This is a genomic window from Thiovibrio frasassiensis (genome assembly GCF_029607905.1).
Lineage (GTDB): Bacteria > Desulfobacterota > Desulfobulbia > Desulfobulbales > Desulfurivibrionaceae > Thiovibrio > Thiovibrio frasassiensis.
Genome location: NZ_JAPHEH010000001.1, coordinates 1,164,926 through 1,186,742, shown reverse-complemented (window position 1 = coordinate 1,186,742; position 21,817 = coordinate 1,164,926). Strand labels below are relative to the sequence as shown.

At 57.4% G+C, this 21,817-nt stretch carries 20 protein-coding genes and 1 tRNA gene; 17 read left to right on the top strand and 4 right to left on the bottom strand.

What is annotated here, in order from left to right; all coding sequences use genetic code 11:
* Positions 1-211: 211 nt before the first annotated feature.
* The 11 genes from napF (at position 212) to OLX77_RS05580 (ending at position 11,645) form a co-directional block, all read left to right on the top strand.
* Positions 212-688, top strand: a complete 477-nt coding sequence (gene napF / locus OLX77_RS05630) for a ferredoxin-type protein NapF (protein ID WP_307632616.1) — start codon at positions 212-214, stop codon at positions 686-688.
* A gap of 248 nt (positions 689-936) precedes the next feature.
* On the top strand, positions 937-1,185 hold the full coding sequence (locus OLX77_RS05625) for a chaperone NapD (protein WP_307632615.1): 249 nt from the start codon (positions 937-939) through the stop codon (positions 1,183-1,185).
* Positions 1,186-1,279: 94 nt separating this feature from the next.
* A complete protein-coding gene (gene napA, locus OLX77_RS05620) occupies positions 1,280-3,790 on the top strand; it encodes a nitrate reductase catalytic subunit NapA (protein WP_307632614.1) in 2,511 nt (836 codons plus the stop codon).
* A 12-nt stretch (positions 3,791-3,802) separates the two neighbouring features.
* Complete coding sequence (napG, locus tag OLX77_RS05615) at positions 3,803-4,591, top strand: ferredoxin-type protein NapG (RefSeq protein ID WP_307632613.1); 789 nt, start codon at positions 3,803-3,805, stop codon at positions 4,589-4,591.
* Positions 4,588-5,433, top strand: a complete 846-nt coding sequence (gene napH / locus OLX77_RS05610) for a quinol dehydrogenase ferredoxin subunit NapH (RefSeq protein WP_307632612.1) — start codon at positions 4,588-4,590, stop codon at positions 5,431-5,433. The genes napG and napH overlap by 4 nt, the downstream gene beginning before the upstream one ends.
* A gap of 56 nt (positions 5,434-5,489) precedes the next feature.
* Positions 5,490-5,945 (top strand): nitrate reductase cytochrome c-type subunit, encoded by a 456-nt coding sequence (locus tag OLX77_RS05605; protein ID WP_307632611.1) that lies wholly within the window; start codon positions 5,490-5,492, stop codon positions 5,943-5,945.
* Between the two features lie 158 nt (positions 5,946-6,103).
* Positions 6,104-6,709 (top strand): NapC/NirT family cytochrome c, encoded by a 606-nt coding sequence (locus tag OLX77_RS05600; RefSeq protein ID WP_307632610.1) that lies wholly within the window; start codon positions 6,104-6,106, stop codon positions 6,707-6,709.
* Positions 6,710-7,030: 321 nt separating this feature from the next.
* Positions 7,031-8,233, top strand: a complete 1,203-nt coding sequence (locus tag OLX77_RS05595) for a LytS/YhcK type 5TM receptor domain-containing protein (protein WP_307632609.1) — start codon at positions 7,031-7,033, stop codon at positions 8,231-8,233.
* Positions 8,233-9,579, top strand: coding sequence for an ATP-binding protein (locus OLX77_RS05590; RefSeq protein WP_307632608.1), 1,347 nt, complete (start codon positions 8,233-8,235; stop codon positions 9,577-9,579). The genes OLX77_RS05595 and OLX77_RS05590 overlap by 1 nt, the downstream gene beginning before the upstream one ends.
* Before the next feature lie 137 nt (positions 9,580-9,716).
* A complete protein-coding gene (locus tag OLX77_RS05585; RefSeq protein ID WP_307632607.1) occupies positions 9,717-10,220 on the top strand; it encodes a PilZ domain-containing protein in 504 nt (167 codons plus the stop codon).
* A gap of 105 nt (positions 10,221-10,325) precedes the next feature.
* Positions 10,326-11,645, top strand: coding sequence for an amidohydrolase (locus tag OLX77_RS05580; RefSeq protein WP_307632606.1), 1,320 nt, complete (start codon positions 10,326-10,328; stop codon positions 11,643-11,645).
* A 22-nt stretch (positions 11,646-11,667) separates the two neighbouring features.
* Here OLX77_RS05580 and OLX77_RS05575 read toward each other — a convergent pair whose 3' ends face one another.
* Positions 11,668-12,285 (bottom strand): protein-L-isoaspartate(D-aspartate) O-methyltransferase, encoded by a 618-nt coding sequence (locus OLX77_RS05575; protein ID WP_371877493.1) that lies wholly within the window; start codon positions 12,283-12,285, stop codon positions 11,668-11,670.
* Positions 12,286-12,310: 25 nt separating this feature from the next.
* On the bottom strand, positions 12,311-12,703 hold the full coding sequence (locus OLX77_RS05570; RefSeq protein ID WP_307632604.1) for a hypothetical protein: 393 nt from the start codon (positions 12,701-12,703) through the stop codon (positions 12,311-12,313).
* Positions 12,704-12,964: 261 nt separating this feature from the next.
* Here OLX77_RS05570 and OLX77_RS05565 point away from each other — a divergent pair, with 261 nt between their 5' ends.
* From OLX77_RS05565 to OLX77_RS05540, 6 genes are all read left to right on the top strand, one after another.
* Positions 12,965-13,774, top strand: a complete 810-nt coding sequence (locus OLX77_RS05565) for a hypothetical protein (RefSeq protein ID WP_307632603.1) — start codon at positions 12,965-12,967, stop codon at positions 13,772-13,774.
* Positions 13,764-14,255 carry an RDD family protein gene (locus OLX77_RS05560; protein WP_307632602.1) on the top strand — a complete coding sequence of 164 codons (492 nt, stop codon included), beginning with the start codon at positions 13,764-13,766 and terminating at the stop codon, positions 14,253-14,255. The genes OLX77_RS05565 and OLX77_RS05560 overlap by 11 nt, the downstream gene beginning before the upstream one ends.
* A gap of 49 nt (positions 14,256-14,304) precedes the next feature.
* Positions 14,305-14,380 (top strand) — tRNA-Phe (locus tag OLX77_RS05555).
* A 276-nt stretch (positions 14,381-14,656) separates the two neighbouring features.
* A complete protein-coding gene (locus tag OLX77_RS05550; RefSeq protein ID WP_307632601.1) occupies positions 14,657-16,642 on the top strand; it encodes a TonB-dependent receptor plug domain-containing protein in 1,986 nt (661 codons plus the stop codon).
* A gap of 137 nt (positions 16,643-16,779) precedes the next feature.
* Complete coding sequence (locus OLX77_RS05545) at positions 16,780-17,229, top strand: YfiR family protein (protein WP_307632600.1); 450 nt, start codon at positions 16,780-16,782, stop codon at positions 17,227-17,229.
* Between the two features lie 70 nt (positions 17,230-17,299).
* The gene (locus tag OLX77_RS05540) at positions 17,300-18,541 is read left to right on the top strand and encodes an MFS transporter (protein WP_307632599.1); all 1,242 of its coding nucleotides are present in this window, start codon (positions 17,300-17,302) and stop codon (positions 18,539-18,541) included.
* Between the two features lie 8 nt (positions 18,542-18,549).
* Here the strand turns inward: OLX77_RS05540 and OLX77_RS05535 are convergent, their stop codons facing one another.
* Entirely contained in the window at positions 18,550-19,944 is a 1,395-nt protein-coding gene (locus OLX77_RS05535; protein ID WP_307632598.1) for a sigma-54-dependent transcriptional regulator, read from the bottom strand.
* The gene (locus tag OLX77_RS05530; protein ID WP_307632597.1) at positions 19,941-21,788 is read right to left on the bottom strand and encodes a sensor histidine kinase; all 1,848 of its coding nucleotides are present in this window, start codon (positions 21,786-21,788) and stop codon (positions 19,941-19,943) included. Before OLX77_RS05530 ends, OLX77_RS05535 begins: the two co-directional genes overlap by 4 nt.
* Positions 21,789-21,817 lie beyond the last annotated feature (29 nt).

Sequence of the window (21,817 nt, the reverse complement as noted above, 5' to 3'; positions counted from 1 at the left end):
TTTTCCGGACCCACGCTCTGCCTCGTAATTTTGCGCGACTCCCTCTTCGCGTTCCTCCCCTCCCCTCTTTTTTTCGCATTGGTTTCCGCCAATTCCGGCGGTATGATAAGAAAAAACTGGGACGGACAACTCCCTTGCTTGGGATTACCCAAAAAAACTACCCCGTTTCGCCAACACCGCAGAGCAAGGCATAACGCACACAGGATTTGCCATGATCACAAACCCGGACCGCCGCCTATTCCTGCGAGGTGGACGCCCCCTGGCCATCCGCCCGCCCTGGAGCCTGTCGGAAGATGATTTTGTAAAGCGCTGCAACCGGTGCAGAGATTGCTGTAGCCACTGCCCCCAAGGGATTCTTGCCCCCGACCTCCTTGGCTTCCCCCGGGTGAATTTCAGCAAAGGGCCATGCACCTTCTGTGGCGCTTGCGCCCAACATTGCACCCCGCAGGCTCTCGTCATGGATACCGCTGCTCCACCATGGCTCCACAAGGCGGTCTTTGCCAAAACCTGCCTCAACGGCCAAGGTATCCCGTGTCGGACCTGCGGCGAGCAATGCGACAGCAACGCCATCATCTTCCCCCCCTCCCCCGGCGGACGCATCCTTCCCCAGCTGGTCACGGCCGATTGCACCGGCTGCGGTGCCTGCTATGCGGTATGCCCGGTCCAAGCCATTGATCTTCTCACCTGAGCACTTTTTTCCAAAGGCAGTATTTGTCAGAACCCCACCGTTACCTTTAAGTAACATTGATATCGTATTAACGAGATCTTCCGGTAACACTGCTAATCTTAAGGCCACAATTTTCACGTAAATTCAAGGGTTGACTTTGCTGGCACACCTGTTGCTATATTAAATAAAGAAGGCCTGAAAATGAGATCCGCCCAGGCATTTCCGCCCGATAGATTGCGCTCAGCAATGCTTCACAATAAGGGGATAAAATGAATATTGCCGGCGTTCTTGTCCATGCCAGGCCAGATTCCAGTGCACAGGTTGCCGTCGCACTGGGGCAAATGCCAGGCCTTGAAATCCATGCCCGCACCGAAGACCACCGTTTTGTCATCACTATCGAGGAACATGAGCAGGCCGTAATCTCCGAGACCCTGCTCGCGCTGTACCGTGTCGAGGGGGTGTTGTCCGCATCCATGGTCTACCAACATTGCGAACAGGAAGAAGGCGCAACGCCTTAAAATAAGCATGCTTTATCCTTTCGTTCTTCTGTAAGGCCGTCTCCAGACCCACCAGAAGGATCACTCGAGAGCAAGCGAAGAAGGAGGAACGTTTATGAAACTGACCCGGCGTAACTTTATTAAAACAAACGCCATAGCGGCCACTGCCCTGGCGGCCGGTATCTCGCTCCCTGAAATGCCGGCCGTGGCAGCCACCGAAGACCCCAGCATCCGCTGGGACAAGGCTCCCTGCCGGTTCTGCGGCACCGGCTGCAGCGTGCTGGTGGGCACCAAGGAGGGACGGGTGGTGGCCACCCAAGGAGATCCCGATGCTCCGGTCAACAAGGGACTGAACTGCATCAAGGGCTACTTTCTCTCCAAGATCATGTACGGCAAGGACCGTCTCACCAAGCCGTTGCTGCGCATGCGAAACGGCCAGTTCGACAAGAACGGCGAATTCACCCCGATCAGCTGGGATCAGGCCTTTGACATCATGGCCAGCAAATGGAAAGAAGCCCTGAAAAAAAAGGGCCCAACCGCGGTGGGGATGTTCGGCTCCGGCCAGTGGACAGTCTGGGAAGGGTATGCCGGGGTCAAGCTGTGCAAGGCAGGATTCCGCTCCAACAACATCGACCCCAATGCCAGACACTGCATGGCCTCGGCCGTGACCGGCTTTATGCGCACCTTCGGTTCCGATGAGCCCATGGGGTGTTACGACGATCTCGAATACGCCGATGCCTTCGTGCTCTGGGGCGCCAACATGTCGGAGATGCACCCCATCCTCTGGTCGCGCCTCACCGACCGCAGGCTCACCGCCTCCCATGTCAAGGTGGCGGTCCTCTCCACCTTTGAAAACCGCTGTTTCGAGCTGGCCGATGTGAAACTGGTGATGAAGCCGCAGTCGGATCTGGCCATTCTCAACTATATCGCCAACTACATCATCCAAAACGGCAAGGTCAACGAAGCCTTTGTCAAGAAATCGGTCAATTTCAAACGCGGGGTCACCGACATCGGCTATGGCTTGCGCCCCAATGATCCCCGGGAGCAGAAGGCGAAAAACGCGGCCAAGGCCAACGATGCCGAGCCCATGAAATTTGAAGAGTATAAGGCCTTTGTCGCCGAATACACCCTGGACAAAACCCACCAGATCTCAGGGGTGCCCAAGGAACAGTTGGTGGCTCTGGCAAAACTCTACGCCGACCCGAAGATCAAGGTGGTTTCCTACTGGACCATGGGCTTCAACCAGCACAGCCGCGGCACCTGGGCCAACAACCTAGTCTACAACATCCATCTCCTCACCGGCAAGATCTCCCAGCCCGGCAACGGTCCCTTCTCCCTAACCGGCCAGCCTTCCGCTTGCGGCACGGCCCGCGAGGTCGGCACCTTTGCCCACCGTCTGCCCGCGGATCTGGTGGTCAACAAGCCCGAACACCGCGCGGTGGCCGAGGCCATCTGGAAGCTGCCGGAAGGCACCATCCCGGACAAGCCTGGGTTCCACGCGGTGCTGATGCAGCGCAAGCTGCGCGACAAGGAGATGAACTGCTACTGGCAGCTCTGCAACAACAACATGCAGGCCGGCCCCAATATCAACAACGAGATGTATCCGGGCTGGCGCGACCCGGAAAACTTCATCGTGGTTTCCGACCCTTACCCAACGGTGTCCGGAATGGCCGCCGACCTTATCCTGCCCACCTCCATGTGGGTGGAAAAGGAAGGCGCCTACGGCAATGCCGAACGCCGCACCCAATTTTGGCGACAGCAGGTCAAGGCGCCGGGCGAGTCACAGTCCGATCTCTGGCAGATGGTGGAGTTTTCCAAACGCTTCAAGGTCGAAGAGGTCTGGCCCGCGGAGCTCATTGCCAAAAAACCGGAATACAAGGGCAAAACCCTGTATGACGTCCTTTTTGCCAACGGCCAGGTGAACAAATATCCCAAACAGGTGGTCAAGGATCTGGCCAACATCCCCTACGACAACTCCGAGATGGACCATTTCGGCTATTATCTGCAAAAAGGTCTTTTCGAAGAGTACCGGCGCTTCAGCCTGGAAGGCCCGAAAAAAGGCCACGAGCTGGGCGAATTCGACCAATACCATAAGGCCCGCGGTCTACGCTGGCCGGTGATCGGCGGCAAGGAAACCCTCTGGCGCTATCGGGAAGGCTACGACCCCCATGTCAAGGCGGGGGAGGGGGTGGTCTTTTACGGCAACCCGGACGGCAAGGCCAACATCTTTGCCCTGCCCTACGAGCCCCCGGCCGAAATACCGGACAAGGAGTACGACCTCTGGCTCTCCACCGGCCGGGTGCTGGAGCACTGGCATTCCGGCTCCATGACCCAGCGGGTCCCGGAGCTGCACCGGGCGGTGCCCAACGCCGTGGTGTTCATGAACCAAACCGATGCGGAAAAACGGGGGCTGCGCCGGGGCATGACGGCAAAACTGACCACCCGCCGCGGCGAGATCCTGGCCACCGTGGAAACCAAGGGTCGCAACAAGATGCCCGAAGGGCTGATCTTTATCCCGTTTTTCGATGAGAGCCGGTTGGTCAACAAACTGACCCTGGACGCCACCTGCCCCATTTCCAAGGAAACAGATTTCAAGAAATGTGCGGTCAAGGTGAGCAAGGCATAGGGGCACAGCCTTATGACTGAGACAAAATACCATGACGGTCAAAGCAGCGAGCGGCGAAAGTTTCTCCTGGAAACAGCGCGTACCGCCTGCGGGGTAGCCCTGTTCGGCCTGGGCCTCGGGTTGTACGGCAACAAACAGGCGGTGGCCCGGCCGGTCTATACCATGCGGCCGCCGGGGGCGCTGCCCGACAAGAAGTTTCTTGCCGCCTGCATCCGTTGCGGCCAGTGCGTTCGGGCCTGTCCCTACAAGACCCTGCGCTTGGCCAAACCGGAAGAGGAGGTCGCCACCGGCACCCCGTATTTCAGCGCCCGTCAGATCCCCTGCGAGCTGTGCGAGAAACGGCCCTGCATCCGCGCCTGTCCCACCGGCGCCTTGGATCCGTTGCTCACCGATATCTATAAGGCACGCATGGGGTTGGCCGTACTCATTGACCGAGAAAACTGCCTGAACTTTCTCGGGCTGCGCTGCGATGTCTGCTACCGCAACTGCCCGCTGATCGACAAGGCGATCACCCTCAACCCGCTCCATAACCAACGGAGCGGCAAACACACCCTGTTTTTGCCGGAGGTGCACTCCAAACACTGCACCGGCTGCGGCAAATGCGAAAAGTCCTGCGTTCTGGAAAAGGCGGCGATCAAGGTAGTGCCTTTGGCGCTGGCCCAGGGGGAGCTCGGGCACCACTACCGCCTGGGCTGGGAAGAAAAAACAAAAGCAGGCAAGAGTCTGATCCCTGAACAGCTGGACCTGCCGGACCGGATGCCCGAGTTCACCACCCCCATTACCCCGGAGTGGAAGCCATGAGCAAGGATACCTATGCCGGCACCTTGGCTGCGGCGAAAAAGGGTTGGCTTTCCGCGCACCGCTATCTCTTGCTGCGTCGCGCAAGCCAGCTGAGCATGCTCGCCCTCTTTTTGTGCGGGCCGCTTACCGGGCTCTGGATTTTCAAGGGCAATCTGGCGGCGAGCCGTTTTCTCGACACCATCCCGTTGAGCGACCCCTTTATCCTGCTGCAAAGCCTTGCCACCGGCACCATTGCCGGAAGCACCGCCTTGCTGGGAGGGGCGCTCATCGCCACCTTTTACCTGCTGAGCGGCGGCCGCGTCTATTGCGCCTGGGTCTGCCCGGTCAACATCCTTACCGATTGTGCGGCTTGGTTGCGACTGCGCTTTCGGTTGCGGGAGGGAATCTCCCTCAACCGGAACACCCGCTACTGGATGATCGCCATGGTCTTGGCGGTCACCGCCCTGACCGGCTCGCTGGCCTGGGAACTGATCAATCCCGTGACCATGCTGCACCGGGGCCTGGTCTTCGGCCTCGGCCTGGCCTGGACCATTCCCTTGGGGATCTTCGCTTTTGATCTTTTGGTGAGCAAACGCGGCTGGTGCGGCCACCTTTGCCCGGTGGGCGCTTTTTACAGCCTGCTTGGCAGATTCAGCCTCCTCCGGGTTCGGGCAGAGAGGCGAGAACATTGCAGCAACTGCCTGGACTGTTATGCGGTCTGCCCGGAACCCCAGGTGATTTCCCCGGCCCTCAAGGGGGAAAACGGCCGGGGGCCCGTGATCACCGGAGCAAACTGCACCAACTGCGGCAGATGCATTGATATTTGCGCCGAAAGGGTGTTTTCCTTCGGCCGCCGTTTTTAGACAAGGACAGCAAGAGCCTTCCGACCGCGATTAACCCTGCACGAGGAGTTGACGAGATGAAAAACAACAAAACCGTAATTCTGCTGAGTCTCATCGGTTGCTTGGCCATCCTGCCCCAAACCGCCTCTGCCGAAGTAGTGCAATCATTGCGCGGTGGCCTGGAAATCACGGCCCCCCCGCAGGTCCCGGAGGTGGATAAGTTGATTCCCGACCAAAAGCCGATCAAGCGTGATTTTGTCCACCAACCCCCCCTGATCCCCCATAATATCGAGGGATACATCATCGACAAGAACTACAACAAGTGCCTCAGCTGCCATAGCTGGGCCAACGCCAAGGCCGCAGGCGCCACCAAGATCAGCCCGGACCATTTTATTGACCGCAACAACAAAAAGCTGACCACTTTGGCGCCGCGGCGCTACTTCTGCACCCAGTGTCATGTGGTGCAGACCGATGCTCCGCCCCTGGTCGATAACACCTTCCAGCCCAGCCCGCCCCTCCCCCCCCAGAAGTAAGGCGGGAAGAAAGAGGCGTGCAGAGGAAAATCGGACGCGGGGTCTGATTTTTCAGCAGAAAATTATCTCCGCTTGCAATTCTGTCGGGAGAACGTTCTGATGAGCGGCCAAGAAAGCAACCCCAGGAATTGGCATCGGAAAAACAGCGGGAGTCTATTATGAAAACAAAGAGCAAAGGATTCTGGGAGAAACTGAAAAGCCCCAGTGCCCGTTATTCGGTCCTCACTCTCTTGGGCCTCGGCTTTATCGGAGGAATCGCCGTCCTCTCAGGATTTCTCGGCGAACTGCACGCCTCGGCCCAGGAATCGTTCTGCATCTCCTGTCACGAGATGGAGGAAAACGTCTACATGGAATATAAAAATACCGCCCACTTCAGCAACAAATCCGGAGTACGGGCAACCTGCGCCGACTGCCATCTGGCCCGGGACCTCGGTCCGAAACTGGCCCGCAAGACTGTGGCCGCAAGGGAGCTGTTCAACAAGATCAAGGGCACCATCGACACCAGGGAAAAATTCCTGGATCATCGCTTGACCATGGCGACCAGGGTATGGAAGGAGATGAAGGCTAATGACTCCCGCGAATGCCGCAGCTGCCACGATGCGCAGGCCATGGATTACTACAAACAGTCTCGCCGAGCCAGACTTGCCCACATCCGGGGGGACAACGAGAAACTGACCTGCATCGATTGCCACAAAGGAATCGCCCATCTCCTCCCCGATATGACGGGAATCGATCCCTCGGCGGTCATCGGCAACAGGCCCTAAAAACCGCACCTCTCTCCCTAAAACGAGGAAGGGGCTCACGGGCTCCTTCCTCGTTTTACTGCCTCCGCGCCGTATATTTCCCCTTTTTCTCAAACAAACGTTTTGCCAATTAGCATGTCCAACTTTTTGGCACACGCCAATTTCCCACTTTCCCATCCCTGCTTGCAACCGCTCTCGATTCGGGCCAGCCCCTTCTTTCTTTTCCCTGGGCTGCGCCCTATCAAAATATGATATAACAGAGAAAGAAGGAGGGGCGACAAGTAAAACGTATGCTCTCCTCTCGCCCCACTTGCCCTGAAACATGACAAGGAATACCCTCGCATGATTGACCCCGCTTTCCTCGGCCTGATCCAGAACGCCGCTCTGCTGTTGGCCATGGCCTTCATCTATGACGTAATGACCAGCCGCTACCGGTTCGGGGTGAGCCCCCCGCTTATGCAGGTGGGGATCGGGGCGCTGCTCGGTATTCTCGGCGGCATTCTCATCCTTACCCCCTGGACCTATGTGCCGGGTGTTGTCTTCGACACCCGCTCGGTGCTGCTCAGTATCTCCGGGCTCTTTTTCGGGGTGATCCCCACCGGGATAGCCATGATTATAACCAGTGCCTTGCGTCTCTCCCTAGGAGGGGCCGCAGCCTGGACCGGAGTCGCGGTAATCCTGGCCACCGGCTCGCTGGGCATTCTCTGGCGCCATTTGCGCCGCCACCCCCTGACCGAGATCTCCTGGCAACAATTCTACCTCTTTGGCCTCCTCGTGCATCTGGTCATGCTGGCCTTGATGTTCATCCTCCCATGGGATACGGCCCTGCGGGTCCTTTCCCAGATCAGCCTGCCGGTTTTGTTGATCTACCCCCTGGCCACAACCCTGTTGGGCATACTCATGGTCAACAGGCTGGGGCGGGAGGATTTCAGTACCCAACTGCAAGTCAGCGAGGAGAGGCTTCGCTTGGCGCTCATGGCCGCCAATCAGGGGCTTTACGATCTCAATGTCCAGACCGGCGAGGCCAAGATCAGCCCGGAATACGCCACCATGCTCGGGTATGATCCGGTAGGATTCCAGTTGACCGTAAACAAATGGATCGAACGGATGCACCCGGACGACCGCGAACCCGTGGCCATGGCCTATCGGGACTACATCGCCGGCAAGATCCCGGAGTACCGCGTGGAGTTCCGGCAACGGACCAAGGCAGGCGACTGGAAATGGATCCTTTCCCTGGGCAAGGTGGTGGAATACGACAACGCCGGCCGTCCCCTGCGGATGATCGGCACCCACACCGATATCACCGAACGCAAACAGGCGGAAGAGGCTTTGCGGGAAAACGAAATCTTTATTCGCACGGTTTTGGACAATCTCCCCATCGGCATTGCGGTCAACGCGGTTGCTCCGGCGGTGGAATTTCTCTACATGAACGACAATTTCCCCAAATTTTACCACACCACCCGCGAAGCACTCGCCACTTCGGACGCATTTTGGGAGGCGGCATACGAGGATCCGATCTTCGGGAAGCCATCAGGAAGCAAGTGATGGAGGCCTGTGCCAGTGGTGACCCGAGCCGGATGCAGTGGGAAGACGTACCCATTTTCCGAGCGGGGGAGGAGACCGCGTATATTGTCGCGAGAAACATGTCGATCCCCGGTCAAGAGATGATGATCTCAACCGTCTGGGATGTTACCGACCGCAAGCGCAACGAAGCGGAAAAGGAGAAACTGCAGGCGCAGCTCCTCCAGTCCCAGAAGATGGAATCGGTGGGCCGGCTGGCCGGCGGCGTGGCCCACGACTTCAACAACATGCTCCAGACCATTCTCGGCTACTGCGATCTCTCCCTCTCCGAATTGGAAGCAACCAATCCGCTCCATGAAAACCTCCGGGAAATCCACAAGGCGGCCATGCGTTCCGCGGATCTCACCCGCCAGCTCCTCGCCTTTGCCCGCAAACAGACGGTGAGTCCCAAGATCCTCGACCTCAACGACACCGTCGGGGGCATGCTGAAAATGCTCCAGCGGCTCCTCGGCGAGGACATCGACCTGGCTTGGCTGCCGGGACACGACCTCTGGCCCGTGAAGATGGATCCTTCCCAGCTCGACCAGATTCTGGCCAATCTTGCGGTCAATGCCCGCGATGCCATTGCCGATACCGGCAAGATCACCATCGAAACGGAAAATGTCTCGCGGGATGCGGCCTATTGCGCCGACCACCCGGACTGTCTCCCCGGTGAATACGTCCTGCTGGCGGTGAGCGACAATGGCTGCGGCATGGACAAGGAGATCCTGGCCCAGATCTTCGAACCCTTCTTCACCACCAAGGAAAAAGACAAGGGCACCGGCTTGGGGCTGGCCACCGTCTATGGCGTGGTCAGGCAGAATAACGGCTTTATCAACGTGTACAGCGAACCCGGCCAGGGAACCACCTTCAGCATCTATCTGCCCAGCTTCAGCAGCGAAGAAGTGACACCCACGGAGACCAGGCTGGCGGAAGAACCGACCGGCGGCACGGAAACGGTTCTGCTGGTGGAAGACGAGGCCACGCTCCTGCATCTGGGCAAAACCATCCTGCAACGCTTGGGCTACACGGTGCTCGCCGCCAGCACACCGATGGCGGCGATTGAGCTGGCCCAGGAACACCCAGGGGAAATCCATCTCCTCATCACCGATGTGGTGATGCCCGAGATGAATGGGCGGGATCTGGCCAAACGGCTCGTGTCCCTGCGTCCGACAATGCACTGCCTCTTTATGTCGGGGTATACGGCTAATGTTATTGCCCATCACGGCGTGCTGGACACGGACATCCATTTCATCCAGAAACCTTTTTCCATAGACGACCTGGCCCGCACGGCACGCGAAACCTTGCGGGATAAGAAAAATAACCCGTAAACAGTGGGGGAGCAGGTCCGGTCTGATTCTCCCCTTCCTTCCAACAAGGGAACGTGATAAACTTTTCTGGCTCAGCGAAAAACCGGACCCGAAAAAAAGCTTCTTCCGGATACAATCGACACCCTCAGGGCAAAGAGATGACAGAGGAATACGCACAAAAAATTTTCGTGAAAGAGGATAGCAGCGCGAAAATACACTGCGAGTCATGCGGACTGGTGAAAACGGTGCAGCTGCAAAATCTTACCTCCCTTGCACCCGTAGTCCGGATACGATGCACCTGCACCGCCGTGTTTCCAGTGCGCTTCGAATACCGGAAATTTTATCGCAAGGCCACCAATCTTGAGGGGACCTATCAGGTGCTGTTCGATGAAAGGGATATCCCAGACCTCTCCCAGGCCAGAAAAACCATTAACTGCCGGATTGAGAACATCTCCATGCATGGGGTCGGGGTCGCCATTCTGGGCAGACACAGGATCATGAAAAATGCCCGGATTGTCCTGGGTTTTACCCTGGATAATCCGCAGAAAACGTGGATAGAAAAAACCGCGGTTGTCCAGCTTGTCGAGGGCCCCTACCTCGGGCTGCGTTTTGACGAGCCGGCCACCACCGACAGGGAACTGGGTTTTTATCTGATGCCTTAACCTCTTCTCCTGGGCCAGAGCACCGCATCCTCTCTCTTTACCCCGCGGCCCGCCCAATCGAACGCTTCCCCATAACCACTTTGACCCTTGCCAGGACTCAGCGACGTGCTGCCCCATGATCTGCTCATAACAAACGCTACCCTCCTGGCAACTCCGGCAGACGGACATGTGCAGGAGGCGAGCTATCTTGCCGTACAGGAGGGAACCATTGTCGAGATTGGGACAATGGCCGATCTGCCCCCGCGACCTGCGGCGGCAAGGGCCATTGATGCCGCAGGCAACCTGCTCCTGCCTGGGCTGGTCAACTGTCACTGTCATGGCGCCATGACCCTGTTCCGGGGTTTGGCCGATGACCTGCCCCTCATGACCTGGCTCAACGAGCATATCTTTCCGAGCGAGGCGCGGCTGGTCGATGCGGAAATGGTTTACTGGTGCAGCAAGCTTGCCGCCGCCGAGATGCTCATGGGCGGGACCACCACCGTGGCCGATGCCTATTTCCATGAGGATGCCGCGGCACAGGCCTTTTGTGCCACAGGCCTGCGGGCAGTGGCAGCCCAGGGGATCATCGATTTTCCGGCGCCCGGGGTCCCGGACCCGACCCAGAACATTGCGGCGGCGGCGGAGTTTCTTGCCACTTGGCAGGGGAAAAACTCCCTGCTCACCCCGGCCCTCTTCTGCCATTCCCCTTACACCTGCAGCCCGGACACCCTGCAACGGGCCAAAGCCTTGGCCCGCGAAGCCGGGAGCCTTTTTTTCATCCATCTGGCCGAAACCCGGGAAGAGGGGAGACAGATCAAGGAACAACACGGCCACACCCCGGTGGGGTTGCTCCACGACCTTGGCTTGCTGGATGCAGAAACAATCTGCGTGCACTGTGTCTGGCTGGACGAGGAGGATATCGGGCTGCTTAGGGAGAGCGGCGCCAAGGCGGTAACCTGCCCGGAAAGCAACATGAAGCTCGGTTCGGGTATCGCTCCCCTGGCCGCACTGCGCGGGGCCGGAGTGCGGGTTGGCTTGGGCACGGACGGCTGCGCCAGCAATAACGATCTGGACCTTTTTCAGGAGATGGGGATTTGCGCCAGGCTGCACAAGATTGCCGCCCATGGGCCAAGCCACCTGCCGGCCACAACCCTGCTCGGCATGGCCACGGGGGAGGGCAGCGGGATTCTCGGTCTAACCGGGCAGACCGGTCGACTTGCTCCAGGCCTGCGGGCAGACTGCATCATCGTCGAGAGCAAGCAGCCACACCCGAACGCCGTGCATAATCCGGAGCGCTTGGTCTATGCGGGGAGAGGCAGCGATGTTTCCACCGTAATCATTGACGGCAGGGTGGTCATGGAGGAGAGACGGCTTCTTTCCTTTGATCTGGCGGAAACCCTGAACGAAGTAAGAAGGTTGGCCAGGCGGGTGAGAGCAGGGACGTAAAAAGGGGGAGAAAACCAGAAGTTCAGGCGGCCTTCCAGCCGTGGGTGCCAACCAGTTTGACAAAACGAACGCTTTCCACTGGGGTGATCGTCACCGCCCCCCCTTCTTTTTTGACCACCATGAGGGTCTGCCCTTCCAAATCAGCTACCGGCAACACCATAACGCCTGGGTCCGCCAACTGATCCACCAACGGCTGCGGAATCTGCGGCCCCGCCGCGGTAACAATGATCGCCGGGAAGGGCGCATGCTCCGGCCAGCCTTCGGTCCCATCCGCCACCTTACTCATGATATTGTATATCTGGAGCCGGTCAAAAGTCTTTCGGGCGCGGGCCAGCAGCGGCTTGAGCCGTTCAACCGTATAGACCCGCTCGCAAAGGGCGGCAAGAATCGCGGATTGATAGCCGCAACCGGTGCCGATTTCAAGCACCTTCTCCTGCCCGGTGAGCTGCAGCAACTGGGTCATGAGGGCCACAACATAGGGCTGGGAGATGGTCTGGCCATTGCCGATGGGCAGGGGGAAATCGCCATACGCTTGGGCATGCAGGGCATCGGAGACAAAAAGATGGCGCGGGACCACCTCCATGGCATGGAGCACCGCCGGATCTTCAATCCCTCGGGGGAGCAGTTGCTCCTCAACCATGCGCGCCCGAAATTTTTCGTACTTGTTAATCCGCACGCGGCCCACTGATGGCAGTGCCGCTTTTCTTAATTTCTTCCTCGTTATAGGCGCGATAGAGGCAGGTGGACACCATGTCCCCGGCAAAGGTTATGGTCACCACATCATATTTTTCCGAACCAAGCTTATCCCCTATATACGGGGTCTTCCGCAGGAAGCTTTTGTTCACCTCCCGGTAGAGCCAGACCTCGCCCTGATCTCCTTTCTGTTTTTGATCGGGCTCGCCAAGCGTGGCCAGAACCTCCTTCTTGGTGAGATTAGGCGTAATCAGGCAAATATCCGAAGAGAGATGGCGCACCGGGTCATGGTAAAAACACCCTGACCCGACAAAGCCCAGCAGGCAGAGGCAGACGACAAAACGCAAGGGGGTGGCACATCTCATTTTTCTCTCCTCCGAGAAAAGGGGGTTGACGGAAACGCACGAGCAGGGGGAAAAGTAGCGCGATTCGCTGTATTTTGCAAGAAACCGTGCCCCGGACTTTTTTTCTCCCGGACAAACTGCGATTGCTTTTTTGCTATGGATACAGGAGAATGTCTTGACCACCTGTGAAGATATATAATAAAGTTGTAGCGTTATCCATACTTTTTTTCTTGATCGGCCCGCGGAATGCGTGCCGGCCCACCGTGCAAGGGGAGATCCACCATGCGTTGCCCGAAATGCGGCTACATCTCGTTTGACCGGCAAAGATCCTGCGGCAAATGCAGCAATGACTTAACGGCTGCGGCCGAGCAGATCACCGGTACGGTGAGCAAGGCTGCAGCTCCTTTTTTCCTTGGCGCTGTCCTCGGCAAAAAAACTCCCGCCTATGATGAGCCCAGCCCAACACTTTACGAGGAAGAAGAGACCCTTTCCCTAGACGAGTTGGATGCCGAAACTCTGCCAACGGACGAGGAGGAGCTCGATTTCTCCGGGGTGCCCCTCAACGAGGATGACCTGGACGAGCAGCCCCTGCCATCGCTTGGTCTCGAAGATATTGATGTTTCCGACCTTATCCCTCCACAAGAAGAAAAAGAAGAAGCGCTGGAGCTGACCCTGGGAAGCGAGCAAGAAGAGGGCGAGACAAGCATAAGCGCGCACGAGGAGGCAAAAGAGGAGGAAGAGCTTCTCTCCGGCATCGAGTTTTCCGGCTTTGAGTTTGATGATACGTTGAGCGCTGCGGAGAAAGAACACCCCCTGGGCGGATTTGAAGATGAGCCCAGGGAATCTCCGGACAATGAAGAAGAGGAGATTATCGATCTCTCCTCTCTGATGGATTTTGACGATGCCCCGGCGGAAAAGGAAGATGAGCACGATATTATGGATCTCTCCCTTGGCGAGGCGCCGGAAGAACTCCATTTAAGTCTAGAAGATGGCGAGCCTGCCCCAGCCCCGGACGGTGCGGCCAAAAAATCGACAAACACCCTGGCCGAGATCCCGGACCTCGACCTGACCCTGGAAAACGATGACCAATAAGGGGAACGACATGCCCATGAACGGGGAAACCACCCCCCAACCCCAATATGCAGGCTTCCTGGCCCGCGGAATGGCCATGGGTATCGATATCCTTCTGATCCACCTGCTCTATTTTGCTTGCCTGTGTGCGACGGCGGCGGTTCTCTGGGTGCATTCTCCCCACTGGCTCGTCCTGATCCCCTCCCTCCTCTTCTGCCTGCTCCTCTTCCTGCTCACCTTTCCCCTGTTCATCGCGGTCTATTTTCTCGCCCTGCATGGCTGGCAGGGGCAGACCCTCGGCAAGATGTTCATGGGCCTGAGGGTGATCCGGTCCGACGGCGGGGAGGTCACCCCGGGTATCGCCTTTCTGCGTTTTATCGGCTTTGCTCTTTCGATCCTCCCCGTGGGACTCGGACTTTTCTGGAGTATTATCGACCGGGAGAAATGCGGATGGCACGACCACGTAGCCGACACCCGGGTGGTTCTGAAGGTCTCCTCGTGAAATAGGTTGACAAGCGGGGCAGATTTCAATATATGATAGCTACTTTTTTGCCGGGATAGCTCAGTCGGTAGAGCATCGGACTGAAAATCCGAGTGTCCCTGGTTCGAATCCTGGTCCCGGCACCAGTAAAATCAATGGGTTACGGTAATTTACCGTAACCCATTTTTTTTATCATAATCATTGCAAAGCCCCCCCAGCGATGCAGCTGCACAGCCTGTCACACAGAGAATCCTGCGCAATGATCTCGCTGTTCAATCATGCTCCTCTCTCTTTAAAAAATATATCTATGCACCCGTGCTTGATTTATTATATCTTTTGAAAAGCAAAACACCAATCATCAGACCCCTTCAGCACATTTTCCCTGCACGTATTCATCCTGACCATACGAGGTAATGCTCTTCATGATTACGGAAATATCCAAAACCATCCTGCCTGCACTGGGATTGACCCTTGCCCTCGCGTTGCCTGCCCAGGCGGCAAACGATTCGAAAGAGCTGAGCCTGGAACAATTGCTGAACACCACGGTGACCAGCGCCTCCAAGTACGAACAGAAGCAAAGCGAAGTGGCCGCCGTGGTCAGCGTCATCACCCGTGACGAGATCAAGGCCTTCGGTTGGCGCACCCTGGACCAAGCCCTGGCCAGCCTGCCCGGCATTCACCTTACCTATGACCGTCAATACAGCTATTTGGGCGCCCGTGGTTTCGGGCTGCCCGGAGATTACAACACCCGGATGCTGCTCGCCATCAACGGCAATCGCATCAATGAGACGGTCTATGCCGGCGCTTCAATCGGACGCGATTTCCCCCTGGATCTGGACCTGGTCGAACGTATTGAATTCATCGCCGGACCGGGTGGCGCGGTCTATGGTCAGAATGCCATGTTCGGTGTTGTCAACGTAATCACGCGCAGTGGAGCCACGGTCGATGGCGGCGAGTTGTCCGCCGGCTGGACAAGTCCCCAATCCCTCCGGGAAGGCCGCATCAGCTGGGGAAAGGTGCTTGGAAACGGCGTTAACGTGCTGGCTTCCGCCTCCGGCATGTACTCCCGGGGTGAAGATCTGCTCATGGACTACCCGAGTGCGGGTCCTGGCGAAAGCGACATCTCCGGCCTGGCCGTTAATCAGGACGGCGAGCGGGACAAGGAATTCTTCACCCGCATTATCCGCGGCCCCTTGTCCCTTGATTTCATTTACGGCAATCGCCGCAAGGATGACCCCACGGCATCTTTCTTTTCCGATGCGCTGGCCCCGGACCACTATGAACGGGACAAATCCATGTTGAGCCAACTGGCATATCAGGACAGTTTCGCCCGCAAGACCCTGGACGTGCTGGGTCGAATGTTTCTGGGACAGTATCGCTACACCGGCTTGTTTCATTATGCCACCGCCCCGAATCTCGCCACTGCCGCAGGTGACTGGCTGGGCGCCGAACTGCGCCTGCTCTATAAGGGACTGAACAATCACAAACTCATGCTGGGAATGGAAGGGCAGAACAATAGCCGCATCGACCAGACCAACGACGACCTCACCACCCCGGGGATGGAAACGCAAATCAACGGATCAGGCACCCGGTTCGGCATTTACACCCAGGACGAATGGCGCCTCAGCGACACCTGGTCGACGACCCTCGGCGTGCGGGTGGACCGCAACAATAATACGGACACCTTATTTAGCCCCCGGGCAGCGCTCATCTGGCAGGCCTTGCCGGAAACCACGCTGAAAGCGATGTACGGCCGCGCCCACCGCGCTCCCAACGCCTACGAGCGAGACTACGACGACGGAGTAGCGCAGGTTGCCAATCCAACCCTGGAAAATGAGACCATCGATACCCTGGAGCTGAACATAGAGCAACGGTTGACGCGTGATTTCAGTGTGCGCACCTCGATATATCAGTGGAGCATGCTGGATATCGTGACCTTGGGCATTGATCCCCTCAGTGGGCTGCCGCAATACCAGTCCGGCGACAAGCTCACAGCCCGGGGCGTCGAGCTCTCGGCCGACAAGACCTGGGAATCCGGCGGGCGCGTCCGCGGTAGCGTGGCCTATCAGGATATCGCGTACGCCAACAACGAAGAACCGCTCAATTCCCCCCAATGGCTTGGAAAACTCAACCTGTCCCAGCCCCTGCCCTGGCCGGGTCTGCGTCTGGGCTATGAACTCCGGTACGACGCAAAACGCCAGACGATAGATGGTTCTTACCTTAAGGGGTATTGGCTTTCCAACCTGACTGTGACCGCGAGCAAATGGCTCCCGAGGATGGAGATATCGCTGGGCATTCACAATCTATTCGATCAATACTACGAGCACCCGACCTCAGACATCAACTGGCAGAACGCGCTGGCCCAAGACGGCCGGAGCGTCTGGGCCAAGATGGATTACCGCTTCTAATGCTTTTTTCTCGCCATCATTCTTCCGCATCCCCCCAAATGCGCGGAACCACCAAACCCCGGCTCAAAAAGGGTTTTCGCTCTCTTTGCTGCACGCTTGCCCTGATCTGCTGGGTTTCTTTGGCACGTGCAGAGGGAATGGCGGAGTATACCCTCAAGGCGGCTTTCCTGTATAACTTCGTCGCCTTCACCAAATGGCCTGCCGAAGTGGGCTCCCCCCTGAACGTTTGCGTATACGGCCCGGACCCCTTCGGCCAGGACCTGGACAATAAAATCCAAGGCCAGAGCGTCAACGGACGCAGTCTGGCCGTAAAACGCATCACCAGCGTGGATGGTTTGGGAAATTGCCAGATTGTATTCATCTCCCGCCCGGTGATTGGCAATCTGCCGCGGGTGCTTGACAGTCTGCACAACAAGCCGGTGCTGACTGTGGCCGACTCGCCGGGAGCCATCCTGGAGGGGGTTGTGCTGAACATGGATACAAATATGGGAAAAGTGACTTTCAAAGCGAATCTGCTCGCAGCGCAGGGCAATGGCCTGAGTCTCAGCTCCAACCTGTTGCGCCTGGCCACCGAGGTGATCAAATGAAATTTCCGCTGTTACAAACTGCATGCCTGATTTTTAGTGGGCGCCTGACCCGCCTCCGACAGAAACGTCCATGACACCACACAACAACACGACCCTTCGCCAAATCTTCAGCCTGCCGGTCATTGTCGCCGCCTTGGGCTATTTCGTCGACATCTACGACCTGGTGCTCTTCAGCATCGTCCGGGTGCCGAGCCTCAAATCCCTTGGCTTCTCCGGGCAGGCGCTCATCGATAACGGCGTTTTTTTATTGAATATGCAGATGGCCGGGATGCTGGTCGGCGGGATTCTCTGGGGTATTCTCGGAGATCGCAAGGGGCGGCTCACGATCATGTTCGCCTCGATCTTCCTCTATTCCCTCGCCAACCTGGCAAACGGGCTTGCCACCACACTGCCGGCTTACGCAACCCTGCGCTTTATTGCCGGTATCGGCCTGGCCGGAGAGTTGGGCGCAGGCATCACCCTGGTCTCCGAGATCCTGCACAAGAGCATCCGCGGGTACGGCACCATGCTGGTCGCCTCGGTGGGCGTCTCCGGGGCCATCCTGGCCAATCTCGTCGCCACCACCTTTGACTGGCGCACCGCCTTTGTCATCGGCGGGGTGCTCGGATTACTGCTGCTCGTTACCCGGATCCGGGTGGCCGAGTCGGGGATGTTCCGGGCCATGGATGACCGGACCGGGGTACGGCGGGGAAACTTTTTGGCCCTGTTCACCGATTGGTTGCGATTCCGCCGCTACTGCAACTCGATTCTGATCGGCATCCCAATCTGGTTCGTGGTCGGGGTCCTGATCACCTTTTCCCCGGAGTTTGGTGTCGCGCTGGGTATCAGCGGCCCGGTCTCGGCGGGCAATAGTGTGATGTTCTGTTATCTGGGCTTGATCGCGGGCGATTTGTCCAGCGGCCTGGTGAGTCAGCTCCTGCGCAGCCGAAAAAAGGCGATCTTGATCTTCCTGTTCCTGACCGTGGCCGGGATCACCCTCTATTTTCTCCAAGGCGGCCAAAGCCCGGCTTTTTTCTACGGAGTCTGCGGATTCCTTGGCTTTGCCGGCGGCTACTGGGCCATTTTCGTCACCGTTGCCGCGGAGCAATTCGGCACCAACCTGCGGGCCACGGTGGCCACCACCGTACCCAACTTCGTCCGGGGGATGGTGGTGCCGATCACCATGCTTTTCCAACTGGGCCGCAATTATCTCAGCCTGGAGTCCAGCGCCCTGTTGGTCGGCGCGATCTGCCTAATCGCAGCCTTTCTTGCCCTGGCCGGGCTTGAAGAGACCTTTCACAAGGACCTGGACTATTTCGAGGAGTTTCTCTAGGCGCCCCTTCAGACCAGAGCAAACTTTTTCATCTGGTACCGCAGGGTGTCATAGGAAATACCCAACAACTTGGCGGCCTTGGTCTGGTTGGCGCCTGTCCTTTCCAACGCCTGGCGGATAAGATCCTTTTCCAACCCCTCGAGAGAAAGCCCTTCTTCCGGCAGGATGATTCTCGCGGATGCGACCGCCGCAGCATCCGCCCAACCGGCCAGATTCGGGAGAAGATGCTCCCGGGTGATGGTTTCCATCTCCTCAAGCACCACGCACCGCTCGATGATGTTGCGCAACTCCCGCACGTTCCCGGGCCAAGCATAGGCCAGCATGGCCCGTTCGGCATCGACGGAAAAGCCCTTGATCCCTTTTTTGAGATATTTACTGGAAAAATAGCGTAAAAAATGCCGGGCAAGGAGGAGGATGTCATCCTCCCGTTCCCTCAGGGGCGGCAACTCCAAGGCAAAAGCGCTCAGCCGGAAAAACAGATCCTTCCGAAAGCCCCCCTGTTCCGAAGCGGCCTGAAGATCCTTATTGGTGGTGACGATCACCGTCGCCTGCACGGGCAGATCAACACTCCCCCCCAGCCGCCGGACCGTCCTCTCCTCCAGAACCCGCAGCAGTTTTGCCTGGAGATCCAACCGCATGTCCCCAATTTCATCAAGAAGCAGGGTGCCATCCCCAGCCAGCTCAAAAATCCCCTTTTTGTCGGTCCGGGCGTCGGTGAAAGCGCCTTTCACATGGCCGAACAGCTCGCTTTCGATGAGATTTTCCGGCAAGGCCGTGCAGTTGACGGCAAAGAACGGGCTCTGCCCCTGACCAACGCCCTCCTCCTTCTGCCGCCGGCAATGGAGATGCCGGGCCAGAACCTCCTTGCCGCTTCCGGACTCGCCGGTGACGAGGATAGTCTCCGCCCTGGCCTGAACCAGCTTTTCCGCTTTCCGGATGATTTCCATTATGCAGGGAGATTCGCCCACCAATCCGTGTTCAAAATAGGGGCAGGTATTTTTCCGGTGATAGTCGATCTCGGCCTTCCGCCGGATGTTATCGATGATATTGCCGGTGATGATTTTTATCTCATCGAGATTGAACGGCTTGGTGAAATACTCAATCGCCCCGAGTTTCATGGCCCGGATGGCCGATTCCGCCGAATCATCGGCGGTCAACATAACCACCTCCGCCTCAAGCCCTTCCTTCTTGATGGCGGCAAGGATATCGAAACCAGTCATCTCCTCGGCCAGATCCACATCCAAAAAGACAATGTCCGGCTGCCAGGCAATAATGTTGGCGACAACATCCTGGGGAGTGGTTTGAAAATGCACCGCATACCCCTCTTTTTTCAAACCCCTGGCAAGCATGGAGACAATGAGTTCATCATCATCCACGGCAAAAATTCTTCCCCTAATCTTCATGGGTTTGCATCCTCGTTTTTTTGTTCAATTGGCAGGGTAACGGTAAATGCGGCGCCCTCGCCCAAAATGCTGGCAACCTCGATCTCACCATGGTGTTGTTCAACAAGACGCCGGGTTATTGCCAGCCCCAACCCACTCCCCTTGGGTTTGGTCGTGTAAAACGGCTGAAAAACACTGGTGCACGCCTCTTCGCTCAAGCCTTTTCCTGTATCCGCAATCACCACCTCCACGATTCCGGCCCGAGCAAGCCTGGTACTCACGGTGATTCTCCCGCCGGCTGGGGTCGCCTCCATGGCATTGAGCAGCAGATTCAGGATCACCTGCTGCATCTGGGAGGGGTCCGCCATGATCATGGGAAGATCCGGATCAAGGTTACGGACAAATGCCAGCCCCTTACTGCGGACCGCAAGGTATTCCGGCGCTTTGAGCAACAGGTTTGCATTTTTCATGGCGTTTTCAAGCTGCCGGTTCAGCCCGATCCGGGAAAAGACCGGTCGGGGCGTCCGGGCGTAGTTGAGGAGATTTTTCAACAATGCTTCAATTCTCTGCACCTCCCCGACAGTCCGGACAAAAATCTCCTTGTCTTCCAAGGAAAGGGGCAACTCGTTCATCAGTACTTCCATGGAAACCTTGATCCCGGCCAGAGGGTTTTTGATCTCATGGGCCAGACCGGCAGCCATCTGCCCGACCATGGCCAGTTGCCGTGAGCGGTGCAAGGCCGCCTCGGTCTGGTTGCGCACCGTCACATCCCGGTCAAAGGCATGGATATATTTTCGCCCTTCAATTTCAAGCAGCCCGGCCCGAACCTCCACCGGAAAAACAGTGCCGTCCTTGCGTCGATGCTCCACCATCACCTCAATACGGGCTCCAGCCATCATCTGCCGGAACCGCTCAGGCGCTTGCGCCGCACTTTCAACGGTGTCCAATTCCTGGATGTAGAGATTGCACAACTCTTCCACCGTGTAGCCGTGCATATCCGCCGCCGCCTGATTGGCTGCGATGATTCTCCCTGCTCCCTCGCCTTCTCCCTCAATAATAAAGATGGCGTCATCCGCCGACTCGAAAAGCACCTGGTAGCGATTCTGCTCGGCCACAACCGCAGCGCACTGTTTTTTCAAGGAGCGCGCCATCTCATTAAAGGCGGTGGCCAGAACGTTAAATTCATCTGGAAGAGGTTCATCAATGGTGTGGGTCAATTCGCCCGCCTTGATTTTTTCCGTGGCCCGAAGGAGTACGGAAAAAGAACTGGAAAATCGTTTGATAAAAAGGAAGGTGAAAATAAGGAAAATCAGGGGCGCGACAGTGACAAGAATCAGCAAGATATTCTTCATGAGGGAAATTTGTTGCCGGGCATTAAAAACCTTCTGGGAAATCGTGTCGGAGGAAAGAACCACCAGACTGTCAATTTCCTCAAGCAGCCGGCCGCCCGCAGAAGAGGCAATGTCTTCCGCAATGGCGCGTCGCTCCTGGTTTGCTCTGAGGGTATAGACCCTGCTCGCCTTTTTCAGATAGCCATCAACGCCTTGCCGAAGATGGTTTAACCGTAACACCACCGGTTCGGCATGATGACAGCCGAAGCACTTTTCTCCGGCGAGCTGCAGCCCCTCACCGTGCTCGACAAAAGCCCCAACGCTTGTACTGCGCGGCGAGGTGGTGAGATAGAGATCCGCCTGAATGATTTGGACCTTGTTGAGCAGATCCTCGCGCAAAAATTCCATCTGATTGAGGGCGAGGATTTTTTCGAGATTTTGGAGGGCTTTGGCATTGGTCTGGGCAATATACAAGCCGCCGACACCGAAAAAAAGAATCAGCAGGATAAAGCCGAAGAGTACTTTTTTTCTCATACAACCCCTATTCCGAGAATGGAAGGGTT